The organism is Promicromonospora iranensis (genome assembly GCF_028994805.1).
Lineage (GTDB): Bacteria > Actinomycetota > Actinomycetes > Actinomycetales > Cellulomonadaceae > Promicromonospora > Promicromonospora iranensis.
In genome coordinates this window covers 274,907-291,564 of the sequence record NZ_JAJQQP010000002.1, presented here as the reverse complement: position 1 = coordinate 291,564, position 16,658 = coordinate 274,907, and the positions used below count along the sequence as shown (strand labels likewise).

The window sequence follows — 16,658 nt, the reverse complement described above, 5'->3', positions numbered from 1 at the left end:
TCTGACGAGTCTGCCAGCCGGTCGTGGGTGGTCGCACGTACGGTAGCGCTGCCGGAGGCGTTCGCCGGCGTCGACCGGATGTACCTGGCGCCGGTGCTGGAGACGGTGACGGAGGTGGTGCGGCTGGCCCGGGAGGCGGGAGTGCGGCACATCGTCGACCTGTCGGGTGACGAGACCACCGACTGGCAGCCGATCGCCCGGGCGGTCGAGGGGTCAGGTCTTGCGTGGACGCACCTGTACGCCGGGGAGTTCGTCGAGAACACGATGGTCTGGGCCGACCAGGTCCGGACCGTCGGCGAGGTGTGCGAGCCGTACCCGGACGCGGCGAACGCCCCGGTGGCCATGGTCGACGACCCGCAGGTCGCGACGACCACCGTCGAGGACGTGACCGGGGAGCCGGCCACGACGTTCGAGCAGTGGGCGGCGGCGAACGCCGACGCGTTCCGCTGACCCGGGCGACCCAGGTCACACGCTTTTCGATTCGGAACCGACCCGACCTGCGTGCTATGTTTTTCCACGCACCGGGACGGCGGAAACGCCGGGATCGGTCCACCTGTCCGGGTGGCGGAATGGCAGACGCGCTAGCTTGAGGTGCTAGTGCCCTTTATCGGGCGTGGGGGTTCAAGTCCCCCTCCGGACACTCGTTGAGACAGCGACGAAGAAGGCCCCTGACCCGCGGAGACGCAGGGTCAGGGGCCTTCTTTGTCGGCCAGGCCGCCCATGCCTCCCCTACCGGATCATCCGCTTCGGGTGACGCAGGTGAAGGGCGCTGCCGAGAGTGTTGATCCGGGTTCGCCGCAGCGGCGAGCAGAACCGGAGAACCGAGATGAGCCGGCCGTCACCGATCGCCCGCATCCTTCGTGACCCCGTCGCGAGCACCGAGTCGCGTGAGTCATCAGCGCTTCTCACCGGCGCCGGCACCTTCGTGCTGGGCACGCTCGTGGGCCTCGTCGTGTTCTGGGGTCACGGTGTGCCGATCTCGGGCCGCGGCTCGATCGGGAACTTCGTCGCCATCGGCGGAGCGCTCGCCGCGATCGCCGCGTTCCTCCTCGGATGCGTCCTGCGACGTGCCCAGCAACGAAGCGACCCGTCCGGGGGCGCGAGCCTGCCGCGGCCGCACTGGTTCGACGTCGCGGCCCTGACGCTGGCGCACGCGGCCATCGCGATGCTGGGATGGATCGGGCTTGCCTCCGTGGTGAGCAAGAGCTTCGTCGGCGCGACCGTGTACTCGACGTCCGCCGCGCTGCTCGCCGGCGTCGCGCTGGCCGTGACCGCCTATCTGGCGTTCCTCTCCGCCGTGAACCTCACCCCGATGCTGCTCTCGCTCGTCCTGGCGCTGTTCCTCACCGTCGGCGCACTGACCAGCATGCTCAGCGCCTCCGACCCGTCCTGGTGGAAGGAGAACCTCAGCGCGCTCGGGATCAGCGACGACCTCTCCGCGATGGCGTTCAACCTGACGCTCGTCATCGCCGGCGTCATGGTCACGACGATCGCGCACTACGCGACCTTGTCCCTCCCGTGCTCGACCCGCCCGGAAGCGCGGAGCAAGCGCCTCGTCCGACTGGCGCTCGTGCTCATCGGCGTGCTCCTCGGCTGTGTCGGGGCCTTCCCTGCCGACGAGTTCCTGGGGGTGCACAACACCTCCGCCACCGGGATGGTGATCGTCTACATCGCGCTGGTCGTGAGCCTGCGCCGGCTGCTTCCGTCGGCGCCGAGGATCTTCGTCCTGCTCGGCTACGTGTACGTCGGCGTCATCGTGCTCCTGGCGGTCTTCCTCGTCACCGGGTACTACAACCTCACGGCTGTCGAGCTGGTCGCGGCGGTGCTCATCTTCAGCTGGATCATCGTGTTCCTGCGCAACACCGAGGCGGTGACGACATCCCGCCCGGAGTCAGCGCCGCCTCGGCGTCCTGGCCCGCCGACGAGGACACGACCAACCGCCACCTCGTGACCGTCGGTCGCGGGAGGCGAGGCCGGCAACCGTGTCGCGGTCCTCGGGCAGTCCGACGCGCATCACCCTGTTCGGGTGATGACGTCCGCGTCCGCGGCGAGGAGACTTTTCCTGGTACTGCACGATTCCTCCCTGGGCCGGCTGAGCCGGACCTGGGCCGGAGCTGGACACGACGGCCGGACGGAGCCAGGCACCGATGCGAACCCCACTTCATGCAGCCCTACGCCGCGTCGTACGGGACCTGAACGCCGAGGCGCCCGGGCGCCGCCCGACGGCGGGCGGGCTCACGCGGCGCCAGTTCATCGGGGGGTCGCTGGCGGTGGGCGCCGGCCTCGCCGGGACGGCACCTGCGGGCGCGGCGGAGGCCGTGCGCGGTCGGCGGCGGCCGCGGATCGTCGTCGTCGGGGCGGGCCTGGCCGGCCTGACCGCGGCGTACCGACTGACACAGGCCGGGTACCGCCCGATCGTGTACGAGGCTGCCGACCGGATCGGGGGGCGCTGCTGGTCGAACCGGCGCTGGCGCGGCGGCCAGGTCTCCGAGCACGGCGGGGAGCTCATCGACACGGGGCACACCGAGATCCTCGACCTGGTCGAGGAGCTCGGCCTGGACGTCGAGAACCGCGTCGAGGCGACCCCGCCAGGAACCGAGCCGTTCTACTTCTTCGACGGCTCGCCGTACCTGGTCGACGACGTCCGCGACGACCTGCGGGAGATCTTGCCCCAGGCCCGGCGCGACGCCGAGGCGGCCGGCTTCCCGATCACCTACGACAGCCACACCCCGCGGGCACGTGAGCTGGACCTGATGTCGATCCGGCAATGGATCGAGGCCTACGTGCCCGGTGGACCGTCCTCCAGGCTCGGTCGGCTGCTCGACGTCGCGTACACGATCGAGTACGGCGCCGAGATCGAGCGCCAGTCCGCGCTCAACCTGATCAATCTCTTCGGCTACTCCACGGCCGAGGACCCGCAGCTGTTCGGTGAGTCCGACGAGGTCTTCCACGTGGCGGGCGGGAACGACCGGATCGTCGCTCGTCTCGCCGACGCCCTGACCGACCGGATCGTGACCGGCACCGCCCTCACCGCCGTCACCGCGCTGAGCCGGGGAGACCGCGGCCGGTACGCGGTGAGCCTGACCAGCCGGGGGCGGACCACGACGGAGGTCGCCGACCTGCTGCTGCTCGCCCTGCCGTTCTCGCTGCTGCGCCGGGTCGACCTGCGCGACGCGGGGTTCCCGGCACTGAAGCGCACCGCCATCGAGGACCTGCCGATGGGAGCGAACACCAAGCTGGCCCTCCAGTTCGACCGACGTGCCTGGCAGGAGGCCGGCTGCGACGGTGACACGTTCGCCGACACGGGCTACCAGGCCACCTGGGACACCACGCTGGGCCAGCCTGGCGAGACGGGCATCCTGACGAACTTCACCGGCGGTCGCGTGGCGCTCGACTTCGCGGGCGACCCACCCGCCCGGTACGCCCGCAGGTTCCTCGCTCAGCTCTCCCCCGTGCTGCCCGGGGTCCCACCCCGGTGGACCGGTGCCGTCGCGCTGGACTACTGGCCCTGCTACCGGTGGACCCGCGGCTCCTACTCCTACTACGGCGTCGGGCAGTACACGGCCTTCGCCGGCGTCGAGGGCGAACCGGTCGGCACCTGCTACTTCGCCGGGGAGCACACCTCGATCGAGAGCCAGGGCTACCTCAACGGCGCCGTCGAGTCCGGCGAACGGGCCGCACGGGAGATGCTCGATGCGCTCGGCGGACCTGGACGAGCTCCCGCGGGTCCGGGATCGGCCTGACCGTCACAGACCGTGCTCGGCGAGCTCGCGGAACTCGTCGGGCACCGCGCCGCCGTCGCGGAGCACGACCGGGAGGTAGCCGACCGTGTCCCCGCCGAACCTCGTCCGGATCGCGTCCATCGACGCGTCGAGGTCGGCGTGCAGGACGGTGGCGCCTGACGCGGGCATGACAGGATTGAAATCGAACACAGGTTCGACCATCTAGCCTGGCATCCGACCGGCATCCCGGGAGCACGCGGCGCACCAGGCGGCCCGTGTCAGCCTCCCCTGGCACACTGGCCGCCATGACTCTTCCGGACGTCGCCGCACACCCGACCGCCACCGCGCTCGACGTACTGCGCGACGTCTTCGGCTACGACGCCTTCCGCGGCGAGCAGCAGCAGATCATCGAGACCATCGCCGACGGCGGCGATGCCCTCGTGCTCATGCCGACGGGTGGCGGCAAGTCGCTGTGCTACCAGATCCCGGCGCTCGTCCGGCGCGGTACGGGCGTGGTGATCTCGCCGCTGATCGCCCTCATGCAGGACCAGGTCGACGCGCTCGACGCGCTGGGCGTGCGGGCCGGGTTCCTCAACTCCACGCAGGACCCGGACCAGCGACGCGCGGTGGAGCAGGCCTACCGCTCGGGCGAGCTCGACCTGCTGTACCTGGCCCCGGAACGGCTCGGTGTCGAGTCCACGGCGCGGCTGCTCGACCAGGGCACCATCGCCCTGTTCGCCATCGACGAGGCGCACTGCGTGTCCCAGTGGGGCCACGACTTCCGGCCCGACTACCTGCGGCTGAGCGAGCTGGCCGAACGCTGGCCCGGTGTGCCACGGATCGCCCTGACCGCCACCGCCACCCATCAGACGCGCGCGGAGATCGCCACCCGCCTCGGGCTGACCGAGGCCCGGCACTTCGTCGCGAGCTTCGACCGCCCCAACATCACCTACCGGGTCGTGCCCAAGGACAACCCGGGCCGGCAGCTGCTGGACCTGCTGCGCACCGAGCACCCCGGTGACGCCGGCATCGTCTACTGCCTGTCCCGCGCGTCGGTGGAGAAGACCGCCCAGCAGCTGACCGACCAGGGCATCCGTGCCCTGCCCTACCACGCAGGCCTGCCCGCGCACGTACGGTCGGCGAACCAGTCGACGTTCCTGCGCGAGGACGGCGTGATCATGGTCGCGACCATCGCGTTCGGCATGGGCATCGACAAGCCCGACGTCCGGTTCGTCGCCCACCTCGACCTCCCCAAGTCGGTGGAGGGCTACTACCAGGAGACCGGGCGCGCGGGCCGCGACGGCCTGCCGTCGACGGCGTGGCTCACCTACGGCCTGGCCGACGTCGTCCAGCAGCGCAAGATGATCGCCGAGTCCGACGGTGACCTGGCCCACCGCCGCAAGCTCTCGGCGCACCTCGACGCCATGCTCGCGCTGTGCGAGACGGTCGAGTGCCGCCGCGCCCAGCTGCTGCGCTACTTCGGCCAGGACCATGCGGGCAGCTGCGGCGCCTGCGACACGTGCCAGAACCCGCCGGAGGCCTGGGACGGCACCGTCCCGGCGCAGAAGCTGCTGTCCGCGGTGTTCCGCCTGGACCGGGAGCGCAACCAGCGCTTCGGTGTGGGGCACGTGGTCGACATCCTGCGGGGGAAGTCCACGCCGAAGATCACGCAGTGGGGGCACGACAGCCTGACGGTGTTCGGCGTCGGCGAGGACCTGTCGGAGGGCGAGTGGCGGTCGGTGGCACGCCAGCTCCTGGCCCTGGGGCTGCTGGAGGTGGACTCGAACCACGGCACGCTGGTGCTCACCGAGGCGAGCGCGGAGGTGCTGGGCAGGCGGCGTGACGTCCGGCTGCGGCGCGATCCCCGCCCGGCGTCGGGCAGCACGCGCAGGCCCGCGCGCTCCGGCGGCGCCCGGCCGGAAGCGGCACCGCTGTCGGACGCGGACCAGCCGGTCTTCGAGCGCCTGCGGGCCTGGCGTGCCGCGACGGCCAAGGAGCAGGGCGTGCCCGCGTACGTGGTGTTCCACGACGCGACGCTGCGGGCCGTGGCCACCGAGCAGCCGGCGGACCTCGATGCGCTGAGCGGGATCAGCGGCGTCGGCCAGGCCAAGCTCGAGCGGTACGGCGAGGGGATCCTGGCGGCGCTGCACGCGGCGGGGTGAGCCCGTGTCGCCGAGGGCCGAGGCGTCCGAGGCGTCCGAGGTCATGGGCCGACCACATAGCCATAGCGGCCGTACGGACCTACGCTGGACGTGTCCCCAGCACTGCGACGACGACGTGGCGGTGACCCGTCATGACCTGGAGCTTCCTGACGCGACCGGCGCGGGCCCGGACCCCGGACCCGCTGGTCACGCTGCGCCTCCAGGTCCGGCTCGGGGAGCTCGCGGCCGAGCTGCGCCGTGTGGAGGAGGACCCGGCTGTGTACGCCCGGGCCCACCACTGGTTCGCGGTGCAGGGCGCGTACGACGCGCTGCTGCGCGAGGCGTGCCAGCTCGCGGGCCTCCCCACGGCGACGGCGCCGCTGCGTGCGGACGAGCGCGCCGCGGCGGGCGAACGGCTGCGGGAGGAGCTGGAGCTCAGCTCGCGCGGCTGGTCCTGGTGAGAGCGCCTAGGGTCAGGGCATGTTTCCCTGGCTCGAGATCGCCGGGTGGGTCGGTTCCGTCCTCGTCGTCCTGTCCCTGACGCAGGCACGCGTGCTCCGCTTCCGCTGGCTCAACCTCATCGGCTCCCTCGTCGCGACCACCTACAACGCGATCCTGGAGATCTGGCCCTTCGTCGCCATGAACGCCGCGATCAGCCTGATCAACATCTACTGGCTGTCGCGGCTGAACCGGGAGCGCCACGACGCCGCGGTGTACGAGGTGGTCGAGGTCGCACCCGACGACGCGTACCTGCTGCACGTCCTGCGCACCCATGCCGCCGACATCGCGAGCGTCGCGCCGGGATTCGTGGCCGTGCCGGAGCCCGGCGAGGAACGTTCGGCGTTCCTGGTGCAGCGTGGCGACGAGACGGTGGGTGTGGTCGAGGTGCGCGACGCCGGCGACGGGGTCGGCGTCGTCGAGCTCGACTGGGTGACGAAGCGGTTCCGCGACTTCACGCCCGGCGAGTTCGTGTACCGGCGCAGCGGGATCTTCGCGGACAAGGGGTTCGACCGCGTCGTCGTACCGCAGGCCGGACCCGGGGAGCTCGCGTACCTGCGGAGCGTCGGCTTCCGTCCCGAGGGCTCCGCCTGGGTGCGGGACGTCGTGGTGGGCAGCGGGTCCTGAGCCTCCCGGCGCTGCGTTCCCGGCGCTGTCAGCCGGCCTCGGGATCGGCTCCCTGGGCTGCGCGCCCGCCGTCGACGGGCAGTACCGCACCGTTGACGAAGGCCGCCTGGTCGGAGAGCAGGAACGCGACGGCATCGGCGACCTCCTGGCCGGTGCCGACCCGGCCGAGGGGGTGCAGGGCCGCCATCTGCCGGTCCGCATCAGGATGTGCACGCCGGTACTCCTGGTAGCGCGCCGTCTCGATCGACCCGAGCGCGACGGCGTTCGTGCGGACTCCGTCGGGCCCGTGGTCGACGGCGACGGACCTGGTCAACGCTTCGATCGCTCCCTTGGCGGTGGCGTACGGCAGAGCGCCGCGGACGGGGCGCTGCGCCTGGTGGGACGAGACGTTCACGATCGCCCCTGCTCGCCGGTGCCGCAGGAAGTGTCCGACGGCGGTGTGGCAGCCCGTGACCGCGAGCGCCAGGTTCGCCGTGACGGCCGCGAGCACGTCGGACGGCGGTGCGGTGATGGGAGCGTCCCGGAAGACGGCGGCGTTGTTGACCCAGCCGGCCAGCGGCGCCACGGCCTCCGCCTCCTCGGCGGCCCGGCGCGCGATGCCCACGTCGCCCGCGTCGCCACCGACGAAGGTGACCGCCGGGTGCGCCCACGTGGGGGCGCCGGCGAGATCGAGGACCACGACGTGGCCGTCCGCCGCCAACCGTTCCACGACGGCGCGCCCGACACCCTGGCTGCCGCCGGTCACCACGAACGAGCGCAACATCCTTCACCCCGTCTCGACGCATACCTCGGGTGGTCCCCTCGCCGAACCTACCCGCGCGGTCGACGCAGTAGGGTGCGGCTGGCCCGCGCGAACGACGTCGGGCCCGAAAGGAAACGTCAGGATGTACGACCACGTCACGCCGCGCCGCCGCCTGTCCCCCGGGATGCTCGTCGGGGCGCTCGCCGTGCTGCTGGCGCTCGCGGCGGTGATCGGCACGGTGTGGGTGCTGACGCGGGACGCCTCCGACCCACAGGGGGCGGCCGGCTCGTCGGTGGCCCCGTCGGCGTCCGCGAGCTCACCGGCGACGGGGCCGGCCTCGGCGAGCCCGGACCCGTCGCCCACGCCGAGCGCGACCCCGCCCGCCCCGGCGGTGGTGACGCTCCAGGGCGTGGCGTCCGGCCGGTGCCTCGACGTCCCCGGTGGCGCAGCCACGGACGGCGCCGCGCTCCAGGTCTACGACTGCAACGACACGGCGAGCCAGCAGTGGACGGCGTCCCCCTCCGGAGAGCTGCGCACCCTGGGCTCCATGTGCCTGGACGACCCGAGCGGCGGGGCGGCCGGGACCGCGGTGACCATCTGGACCTGCCACGGCGGCGCGAACCAGCAGTGGGCACCGCAGACCGACGGCACGGTGCGCAACGCGGCCACGGGGCTGTGCCTGGACGTCTCCGGCGCGGCCACCGACAACGAGACGCCGGTGATCATGTACGACTGCCATGCCGGGGACAACCAGCGGTGGTCCGTCTCGGGGTGAGCCGAGTCGGACCACCGCGGGTCGGTGGTCGCCAGGTGTCACACCTGGGACTCCACCAGCTCGCGCAGCGCCTCCACCACGAGAGCGTGGTCGTCCTGCTGCGCCAGGCCCGACACGGTGACGACTCCGACGATGCCGACGCCCTTGACGTGCACCGGGAAGGCTCCCCCGTGCGCGGCGTACTCCTGGAACAGCAGGCCCTGGTCGGCGTTGAAGTCGGTCCCCTTGGCCCTGGCCCGCAGCCCCATCAGGTATGACGACGCCCCGAACCGGTAGACCACCCGCACCTTGCGCTTGATCCACGAGTCGTTGTCCGGGGTGGTGCCGGGCCGAGCCGCGTGGAACACCTGCTGCGTGCCCTTGCGGATGTCCACGACGACGGGCAGGTCGCGCTCGGTCGCCAGCTCGACGAGCCGGACGCCCAGGCGCCAGGCCTCCTCGTGCGTGAACGTCGTCAGGACCAGCTCGGCCTCCTGGGCCTCGACCTCGGCGACGGCGGAGGCGAGATCTGCTTTGACATCTGATGAGCTCATGCCCCCATACTGCCGAATGCTGCCGAATGCTGCCGAACGATGAGGGCCTGTCCGAATCGTCCGAAGCGTTCTACACTGAAGACTTCGGGAGTCATGAAGCGGCTCCAGGTCCGCAGGGGATCTGGGAGGTTCACATGCCATCCGTCAACCAGCCTCATGGCACCTTCGTCGACGACGTCGGGGGTGGTTTCGGCTTCGACAGCGACCGTCTCGACCGGGTGGACGAGCCCGTGTCCCCCGCACTCGTGGGTGAGGCGATGATCGAACGGGCCAAGAGCGTGGTCGTGGTGGCGCGTCGTTGCGACGAGGACCAGGCCGCCCAGATCCTGCTCGACGCCGCGGACAAGGCCCGCATCCCGGTGCGTGTGGCGGCCGACCAGGTCATGACCGCCCTGCAGGACGACGTCGCGCACGACGGCATCACGCAGGACACGCTCACGCACGCGCTGGGCTGCGTCCGGCCGGTGGAGCACCTTCAGGATCTCGAGGAGCACGCGCACCGGGCCGGTGAGCAGAACGCTGACCAGGCGGCCTGACGGCCGGACAGACCGCTCAGCCTGCCTGGCGGAGGAACCCACCGATGAGGTCGCTGAGCGCCCGGGGCCGCTCGGCGAGCATGCCGTGGCTCGCCTCCAGCTCCCTGACCTGGACGTGGGCCGGCAACCCCGCGAGGTCGCGGCGGATGCCCCGCCGGAAAGCCTCCATCAGCTCCCCGCCCGGCGTCCCGGGCGGGTCATGGGTCGGGATCACCACGAGAGCCGGGCAGACGACCCGACGCAGCAGGCGAACCGTGTCCCGGAACTCGGGCGTGTACCGGACCTCTTCCAGGAGCCGCGCGGCGGGACGGCCGTACGTCCGCCCGTCCCGCTCGACCAGCGCCCGCTGCGGGAACAGGGCCCGCATCTCGGGCGGCAGCGGCTGGTCCATCGCCATGGCCTGGGCGTCGAAGGAGGCCTTCAGGCTCGCCAGCTCCTGGTCCCGCGTGGCGGGATCCATCCCGGGGTAGTTCTGCGGGTCACTCTCCGCGGACCTCAGCCCGTCCAGGTCCACGACGGCCGGGCACTCCGGATGACGCAGGGCCCACTGCACGGCGAGCATCCCGCCGAGCGAGTGCCCCACCACCGCGGGGTTGCCCAGACCGAGGCTCCGCACCACGGCCTCGACGTCATCCAGGCCCCGGTCCCACTCCCAGGGGCCGTCACCGGAGAGGCCGTGGCCGCGCAGGTCCATGGCCACGGTCCGGCACCCGCCGAGGTCCAGCTGCGCCCACGCGTCGAGCGTGCCGCCGAGACCGTGGAGCAGGAGGACGGGCTGCCCGTCCGTGCCCGAGTCCCGTACCGCGATCGGGATCTCGTGGTCAGTGACCGTCACGTGCGACATGGGACCCCTTCGGCTGGTTGAGTCGCGCCTGGACCGACGCCGTCGTCACTCCGCCGTCGGGGTGGCGGGCAAGCTTGGCGCGCTTGACGAGGTCGTGGACGCCCTGCCGGGTGATGCCGAGCATCGCCCCCGCCACGGCGAACGACACCGCCGTCCGGCCCGGGTGCCCGACCCGCTGGGCGACCACCCGGCCGAAGGCCGTGCCCCACCACTCGTCGGGCGGGTCGAACGGGCCGTCGGCGGGAAAGAGCGAGGCAACCAGCCGCGCCGCGGTGCGTCCCGCGAGCCGCTCGTCCCTGCCCAACAGCTGTGCGGCCCACACCTCGGCCTCGATGCGCGCTCGTTCCCTGACCGGTCCGACGACGTCGTACGCCTGGGGCTCCCCACCGTCCGAGCCGTCCGGACCGAACAGGATCTCCAACGGGTCGATGATCCGGCGCTCGACCAGGCCCAGCAGCTCGCCTGCCAGTGCTATGTGCTCCTCTGTGCTCACTTGACAGACGGTAGCAAGTACTTGCCACCGTCTGTCAAGTATCCGACGTCGTGGATCTCGGCCGTTCGGCCGCTCCGGTCAGAGCGTCCCGAACTGCGCCGACACGTGATAGACCCCGCCGCCCCAGCCGTCCTCGGGAAAGGCGTCGGTCACCCGGAGGTAGACGGCCTTGTCCGGACCGAGGTACGGCGTCAGGTCAAGGGTGTGGTCGGCCTTGTTGGAGCCGTCCCTGATCGGCTCGTCCTCGGCCAGCACGGTGGTCCAGCTCTCGCCGTCAGGACCCACCTCGACCACGTACTGGTTGTCGATGGTCAGGGTCGCCTCGGCCGAGGTGGCCTCGGCGGGGAACGGGAACTTGTAGACGAAATGGCTGGTGCCGTCGGCGAACCGGCTCCCGACGTGGCTCAGGCCGGAGCCGCCCGCGTCCCAGAGCCACGCGAGCTCCTCCGTCGACCCGGCGTCGAAGTCGATGGTGCTCGCCACCTGGACCGTGACCCTGGTGGTGTAGCCGAGCCCAGGCCTCGCGGTGACCGTCACGGTCAGCGGGTAGCTACCGTCGCGGGCGTCCGCGGGCACCGTGACGTCGAGCGGGACGCTCGCCCGGGCAGGACTACCGTCGCCCGACGGAGCCAGCCGGACCCGGCTGCGGGCCGGGTCCACCGTCCAGCCGTCCGGACCGCTGACGCGCACGTCGGCTCGTACGGGTCGCCCGTCCGACGTCGCCGCCACCTCGACCGCGGTCCGCACCGACGACGTCGTGCCGGGGCTGGGCATCACGACCAGCTGGGTCGGCGCCATCGTCGCGGACAGCGACCGGCTCGGCGCGTCCTGAGGGACGTCGGCGATCAGCGCGCTGAGGGCACTGGCCTGGGTGCGCCAGTCGAAGACGTTCGGTGACGCCTCGGTGCTCGCACCGGCCCAGCGCAGGCCGAGCCGCTCCGCCGAGTCGCGGTCGTTCGCCCAGATCGACTCGGCCTGACGGTCCACGAACTCGTCATAGCGTGGGTCGGTCGTGGTGTCGGCCAGCTCCGTGAAGTACCGCAGGAAGATGCCCTTGAACTGCTTCTGGTTGTCGTCGCACGTCCGTCCCAGCGGATCGCACGACTCCGTGAGCACCCCGTCCGTGACCAGCGCGTCAGATGCGAGCGCCGCGTCGGCCAGATCCCGTGCGGTGCTGAGCAGCTCGGCGTCGCCCGTCGCCCGGTGCAGCTCGAGGGCCGCCCCGATGCCGAGGCCCTGGTTGTAGCTCCACACGGTGTCGCGGTTGTTGGCGCAGTCGTCGGTCAGCCCGTCGTTGACCAGGCCCTCGGAGTTGACCATGCCGCTGGCGGCGTACCAGTCCCAGGCTTCCTGGGCCCGCTCCAGCCACGCCGTGTCCCCCGGGATGCGGTTGTGCAGCTCGGCCGTCAGCCGGATCCACTGTCCGTTGGTGACGGCATTCTTGTAGGTCCGCTCCTCGTTCCACCAGATCCCACCGCCGCAGGTGCTCGGGTCCCAGAAGCCGTGCATGAAGTCGGCGATGGTGCCCGCCATGTCGAGGTACTTCTGGTCGCCGGTCAGGTCGTAGGCGGTGACCCAGTTCAGCGCCCACCAGCCGGCGTCGTCGATCGCACGGCTCGTGAAGTTGCCGTAGATCTCGTCGGTGGACCGCTCGCCGGCCGGGAACGGGCCCTTGTTGGTCTCGAAGCTGTGGTCCAGCTCGTCGACGTAGCTCCGGTCTCCGGTGCGCAGCATGTAGTCGCCCATGGTCTGCAGCGCGACGGCGGAGTTCCACCAGCTCGACGGGAACCACGCCTTCTGCTCGTCGTAGGAGTCCAGCAGCACCTCGGTGGCGACACGGGCACGGGCGACCGCGATCGAGCCGGAGGGCGCCCCACCACCCGGCGGCGTGGCGGCGTGCACCGCGACGACCGGCTGCAGACCGACGACCACGGCAAGGCTGATCAGGACAAGGCGAATGCGACGCAGCATCGTCATCGATGAGCTCCTCCCCCGGGGGCACCGTTGCGTCCCGGATTCGTCTCAAAACTTATAGGAGGAAAGGGTTAAATGCACCTGTCCGCCGAGACTGCCCGAGCACCGTCGTCCCCGGCAGCACCGGGCCTCAGCGCGTCGAGCTGCCCTGCACCAGCTCGGTCGGCAGCGTGACCTTCCTGACCTGCCCGGCGCCGCGGATCTGGGCGAGGACCAGGTCGACCGCCTCGTGCCCCATGCGTGACTCGTCCTGCCGGATGTGGGTGAACCGGTAGCGAGCCTTGTCGTAGAACGCGTCCGGATGGTCGAAACAGACGATGCCGAGGTCACCGGGGACGGTCCGCCCCGCCCGCTGCGCGGCCTCGCGGAGCAGGACGGCGATGTTGTACTCCGTGGCGACCAGGCCCGTCAGGCCGGGGTTGGTGGCGAGGAACTTCTCGAGCTCGGCGATGTCGTCGTCGGGCGAGACGCCACTGCCAGGGACCGTGGAGCGCACCTGGCGGAACTGGTGCGCCGGGTCGAACGGGACGTGCCGGGTCGCGTGGGCGGCGACGACGCCGTCCAGCCGGTCCTGCACGGTCGAGACGTTGCTGGCGGCCGACACCAGCCCGACGTGGTCGTAGCCCGAGGCGAACAGGACGTCGGCGGCCTGGCGCCCCGCCGAGACGTTGTCGGAGCAGACCGACGACACCGGGACGCCGTCGAACACCCGGTCGAGGATGGTTACCGGGAACGACTGGGTGATCAGCTCCAGGACCGCCGGTGCCACGTACTGCGACGAGCTCGGCTCGAGGACCAGCCCCTGGACGCCGTCGGCCACGAGGGCACGCACCATGTCGTCCTCCGCCTCGCGGTTGCCCAGGCTGCGCTTGACCACGAGGTTCGCGACGGTGCTCGACGCGTCGAGCAGACCGGCCAGCACCCGCGTGCCGAAGGTGTCGTCGAAGTCCGTCAGGACGCACCCGACGAGCGGGGTGGGCCCGCTCCCGGTGCTGACGGCGTTCGTGGCGGTCTCGCTGACGACGACGGTGCCGAGCCGCGGCCGCCGGGTGATGTAGCCGTCGGCGCGCAGCAGGTCCATCGCGCGCTTGAGCGTGATGGCGCTGACCCCGAGCTGCTTGGTCAGCTCGGCCTCGGCGGGCATCCGGTCGCCGACACCGTAGGTGCCTGCATGGATCGCCTCGCGGAGCTTCTCGTACACCTCGAGGTAGAGCGGCTGGCTCACACGTGCCCCTTCACCGATCGGACGTGGCAGATGAATCTACCGTGGCCCACCGGGTGCGGCGGGTCACCGGCGCGCCTCCAGCGAGGCGCGCAGCTCGAGCGCCATGACGGCACTGAGCTGGCTCGAGTAGAAGACCGGCAGCTCGGCGGGACGACGCCAGTCACCACCCGCCAGCAGGTACCCGTCGCGCCGGCTCGTCTCCCACAGCCGGTCGGTGCTCGTGCGGACGAAGTCCACCAGCGGCGCGGCGTCGGGCGACGTCAGGCCGATCCGGTCCAGGAGCGTGCCCAGGTACCGGTAGAGGACTCCCTTGAAGAGGCCCTCGTCGCCCCCGCCGCCCTCGCTGCCGACGACGCCGTCGGGCGCCAGCTCGGCGATCGCCGTCGTGGCGGTGCGCAGCGCCCGGCCGACCAGCTCCGGCTCGTGCAGCACGCCGTCGAGGGCGACAGCGGCCCCGATGTACAGGCCCTGGTTGTAGGTGAAGCGCCACTGGGTGTCGATGCGGCCGTCGCCCTCGCGGTTGATGCCGTCCTCGACGAACCCGTCGGGCCCCACCAGCGTGGCGGTGATCCAGTCGAACGCCACCGTGCCGTGGTCCAGGTACTTCGGGTCGGGCTCGTGCCCGTGCAGGCGCGCGGACAGGATGGCGAACGGGCCGTTGGCCGGCGTGTTCTTGTAGTAGAGCTGCTGCTTGCGCCAGGCCACGCTCGCGCCGTGGGTGTCGTTCCACCCGTGCTCGACGACGTGCTCCCAGATGGCGCGGGCGTCGTCCAGCGGCTCGGTCCGCCCCGTGGCGCGCGCCAGCCGTTCCAGGGCCAGCGCGTACCAGAGCATGTCGTCGAAGTAGTCGTTGAACAGCGACCCCTCGTTCCGGGCCCGCAGGTTGGCGGTCGTCGCCTCGGCGGCCGTCAGCCACTCCTGGTCTCCGGTCCGGTCGAACGCGTCGAGCCGCGCGTCGATGACGTGGGCCAGCCACCAGTAGTTGAACGTCGAATTGTCCCCGACGGGGTAGGTGTTGTCGAGCAGCTGCGGCTCGGCCGTGCCGAAGAAGTGGTCCAGGCTGCGCTGGGCCAGGTCGGCACGGTCGGACCACGGGTTCGGGCGGCCGCCCGGGGCGGCAGGGCTCGGGGCGGCGGAGTTCGGGTTGTCCATGACGGTGTGAGGCGTCCTTTGCTGCGCGCGGCGCGCGCTGGTGGTGGCGCGTGCCACGCGCCCGGTCGGGACGCGTGGCACGCGGTGGTCACTGCGGGTCGGTCACCCCTCCGGGTGGGTCACTGCGCGTTGTCCGCGAGGAGCCGGTCGCCGAGCTCCTGCGCCTCGTCCAGCGCCTCCTGGGCATCGATCTCGCCGCCCAGGAACCGCTCCAGCGCGGGGATGAGCGCCTTGCCCTCGACGTCGGAGGCGCCCGGGATGTTCGAACGCACCTCGGCGTACTCCATGGTCTCGATGAACGCCTGGTACCGGTCGTCCTTGGTGAAGTACGGGTCGTTGGCGGCCTCGATGTTCGCGGGGATCCAGCCGGAGATCTTCGCGAAGTCCACGCCGTTGGCGGGCTCGGTGGTCCACCACTTCATGAACTCCCACGCACCGTCCGGGTTCTCGGCGCCCTGCGGGATGACCAGGCCGAACCCGCCCATGCCGGCACCCTGGTCGCCGTCGGGCCCGACGGGCGGCTGGACGATGCCGTAGTTCACCTCGGCCTCGTCCAGCGCCGTCAGCGCCCACGGCCCGTCGTACTTGAGCGCCAGCTTGCCCTCCGCGAACGAGTCGACACCCTCGCCGAAGCCCGGCTCGTACACGCCGGCGTCGAGCAGGCTCTGCCAGAACTCGAGCACCTCCAGCCCCTCCGGGCTGTTGAACGCCGTGGACGTGCCGTCGTCACTGAACATCTGGCCGCCCGCCTGCTTGAGCCAGATGTTGAACAGGCCCGGGTCGTCGAGCGCGAAGCCCGCGACGCCCAGCTTGCCGCCGTCGCGCTCGGTGGTTGCCTCGGCGGCCGACCTGAGCGCGTCCCAGTCGGTCGGCGGCTCGACGCCGGCCTCCTTCAGCAGGTCCTCGTTGTAGAAGAGGGAGCGGTTGTCGACGAGCAGCGGCAGGCCGTAGGTCTCGCCCTCGACGACGAGCTCGCCCATCGCCTGCTCGTAGAACTGCGTCGTGTCGACGCCGTCGGCCTCCAGGTACTCGTCGAGCGGCGCCAGGGCGTTCTTGGGCACGTACAGCGGAGTGTTGTACCGGTCCCACAGCACGACGTCGGGCACGCTGCCCGAGGCCAGCGAGGTGAGCAGCTTCTCCTCGACGAGCTCCTGGCCCACGTACTTGACCTCGTACTCGTCCTGCGCTGCGTTGAAGGCCTCGGCCTGCTTCTGGAGCTGCTTGGCCTGGTCACCGGACCAGGAGCCCCAGAAGGTGACCTGCTCGGGACCTCCGCCCGAGCCGCCGTCGGACCCGCTGCCGCAGGCGCTCAGGGTCCCGGCCAGGACCGCCGCCGCGGCGAGCGCCCCGGCGATTCGTGTAGCACGCTTCATGAATCTGCTCCTTTGCAGTCTTG

The 16,658-nt window shown here is 71.4% G+C and carries 17 protein-coding genes and 1 tRNA gene; 9 read left to right on the top strand and 9 right to left on the bottom strand.

The annotated features are described in order from the left end of the window. Positions 1-27 precede the first annotated feature (27 nt). From LUM46_RS03840 to LUM46_RS03825, 4 genes are all read left to right on the top strand, one after another. Positions 28-450, top strand: a complete 423-nt coding sequence (locus LUM46_RS03840; RefSeq protein ID WP_274992399.1) for an SDR family oxidoreductase — start codon at positions 28-30, stop codon at positions 448-450. A 105-nt stretch (positions 451-555) separates the two neighbouring features. Then, positions 556-640: transfer RNA gene (locus tag LUM46_RS03835), tRNA-Leu, on the top strand. 186 nt (positions 641-826) lie between these two features. Next, the gene (locus LUM46_RS03830) at positions 827-1,951 is read left to right on the top strand and encodes a DUF998 domain-containing protein (RefSeq protein WP_274992397.1); all 1,125 of its coding nucleotides are present in this window, start codon (positions 827-829) and stop codon (positions 1,949-1,951) included. A gap of 196 nt (positions 1,952-2,147) precedes the next feature. After that, positions 2,148-3,743 carry a flavin monoamine oxidase family protein gene (locus LUM46_RS03825; RefSeq protein ID WP_274992396.1) on the top strand — a complete coding sequence of 532 codons (1,596 nt, stop codon included), beginning with the start codon at positions 2,148-2,150 and terminating at the stop codon, positions 3,741-3,743. Between the two features lie 3 nt (positions 3,744-3,746). On the opposite strand, the gene LUM46_RS03820 is transcribed toward LUM46_RS03825, so the two are convergent. Then, complete coding sequence (locus LUM46_RS03820) at positions 3,747-3,911, bottom strand: hypothetical protein (protein WP_274992395.1); 165 nt, start codon at positions 3,909-3,911, stop codon at positions 3,747-3,749. A gap of 116 nt (positions 3,912-4,027) precedes the next feature. On the opposite strand from LUM46_RS03820, the gene recQ reads away from it, so the two are divergent. The 3 genes from recQ to LUM46_RS03805 all read left to right on the top strand — a co-directional run bounded on the left by recQ (position 4,028) and on the right by LUM46_RS03805 (position 6,988). Continuing rightward, positions 4,028-5,884, top strand: coding sequence for a DNA helicase RecQ (recQ, locus tag LUM46_RS03815; RefSeq protein ID WP_274992394.1), 1,857 nt, complete (start codon positions 4,028-4,030; stop codon positions 5,882-5,884). Positions 5,885-6,015: 131 nt separating this feature from the next. Continuing rightward, entirely contained in the window at positions 6,016-6,324 is a 309-nt protein-coding gene (locus LUM46_RS03810; protein WP_274992393.1) for a hypothetical protein, read from the top strand. A 19-nt stretch (positions 6,325-6,343) separates the two neighbouring features. Continuing rightward, the gene (locus tag LUM46_RS03805) at positions 6,344-6,988 is read left to right on the top strand and encodes a hypothetical protein (RefSeq protein WP_274992392.1); all 645 of its coding nucleotides are present in this window, start codon (positions 6,344-6,346) and stop codon (positions 6,986-6,988) included. A gap of 28 nt (positions 6,989-7,016) precedes the next feature. Here LUM46_RS03805 and LUM46_RS03800 read toward each other — a convergent pair whose 3' ends face one another. Further along, the gene (locus LUM46_RS03800) at positions 7,017-7,751 is read right to left on the bottom strand and encodes an SDR family NAD(P)-dependent oxidoreductase (protein ID WP_274992391.1); all 735 of its coding nucleotides are present in this window, start codon (positions 7,749-7,751) and stop codon (positions 7,017-7,019) included. Positions 7,752-7,872: 121 nt separating this feature from the next. On the opposite strand from LUM46_RS03800, the gene LUM46_RS03795 reads away from it, so the two are divergent. Next, complete coding sequence (locus tag LUM46_RS03795; protein WP_274992390.1) at positions 7,873-8,505, top strand: RICIN domain-containing protein; 633 nt, start codon at positions 7,873-7,875, stop codon at positions 8,503-8,505. A 38-nt stretch (positions 8,506-8,543) separates the two neighbouring features. Here LUM46_RS03795 and LUM46_RS03790 read toward each other — a convergent pair whose 3' ends face one another. Next, on the bottom strand, positions 8,544-9,038 hold the full coding sequence (locus tag LUM46_RS03790) for a heme-degrading domain-containing protein (RefSeq protein ID WP_274992388.1): 495 nt from the start codon (positions 9,036-9,038) through the stop codon (positions 8,544-8,546). 134 nt (positions 9,039-9,172) lie between these two features. Here LUM46_RS03790 and LUM46_RS03785 point away from each other — a divergent pair, with 134 nt between their 5' ends. Next, entirely contained in the window at positions 9,173-9,574 is a 402-nt protein-coding gene (locus LUM46_RS03785) for an ANTAR domain-containing protein (RefSeq protein ID WP_274992387.1), read from the top strand. 16 nt (positions 9,575-9,590) lie between these two features. Here the strand turns inward: LUM46_RS03785 and LUM46_RS03780 are convergent, their stop codons facing one another. The 6 genes from LUM46_RS03780 to LUM46_RS03755 all read right to left on the bottom strand — a co-directional run bounded on the left by LUM46_RS03780 (position 9,591) and on the right by LUM46_RS03755 (position 16,635). After that, positions 9,591-10,409: an alpha/beta fold hydrolase gene (locus LUM46_RS03780; protein ID WP_274992386.1), complete on the bottom strand. Its 819-nt coding sequence runs from the start codon at positions 10,407-10,409 to the stop codon at positions 9,591-9,593. Continuing rightward, the gene (locus LUM46_RS03775; protein ID WP_274992385.1) at positions 10,396-10,911 is read right to left on the bottom strand and encodes a hypothetical protein; all 516 of its coding nucleotides are present in this window, start codon (positions 10,909-10,911) and stop codon (positions 10,396-10,398) included. The genes LUM46_RS03780 and LUM46_RS03775 overlap by 14 nt, the downstream gene beginning before the upstream one ends. A 78-nt stretch (positions 10,912-10,989) precedes the next feature. Next, complete coding sequence (locus tag LUM46_RS03770) at positions 10,990-12,888, bottom strand: glycoside hydrolase family 76 protein (protein ID WP_274992384.1); 1,899 nt, start codon at positions 12,886-12,888, stop codon at positions 10,990-10,992. Between the two features lie 127 nt (positions 12,889-13,015). Continuing rightward, complete coding sequence (locus LUM46_RS03765; protein ID WP_274992383.1) at positions 13,016-14,110, bottom strand: GntR family transcriptional regulator; 1,095 nt, start codon at positions 14,108-14,110, stop codon at positions 13,016-13,018. A gap of 63 nt (positions 14,111-14,173) precedes the next feature. Beyond that, the gene (locus LUM46_RS03760; protein ID WP_274992382.1) at positions 14,174-15,262 is read right to left on the bottom strand and encodes a glycoside hydrolase family 76 protein; all 1,089 of its coding nucleotides are present in this window, start codon (positions 15,260-15,262) and stop codon (positions 14,174-14,176) included. 119 nt (positions 15,263-15,381) lie between these two features. Next, entirely contained in the window at positions 15,382-16,635 is a 1,254-nt protein-coding gene (locus tag LUM46_RS03755; RefSeq protein WP_274992381.1) for an ABC transporter substrate-binding protein, read from the bottom strand. Positions 16,636-16,658: the final 23 nt, after the last annotated feature.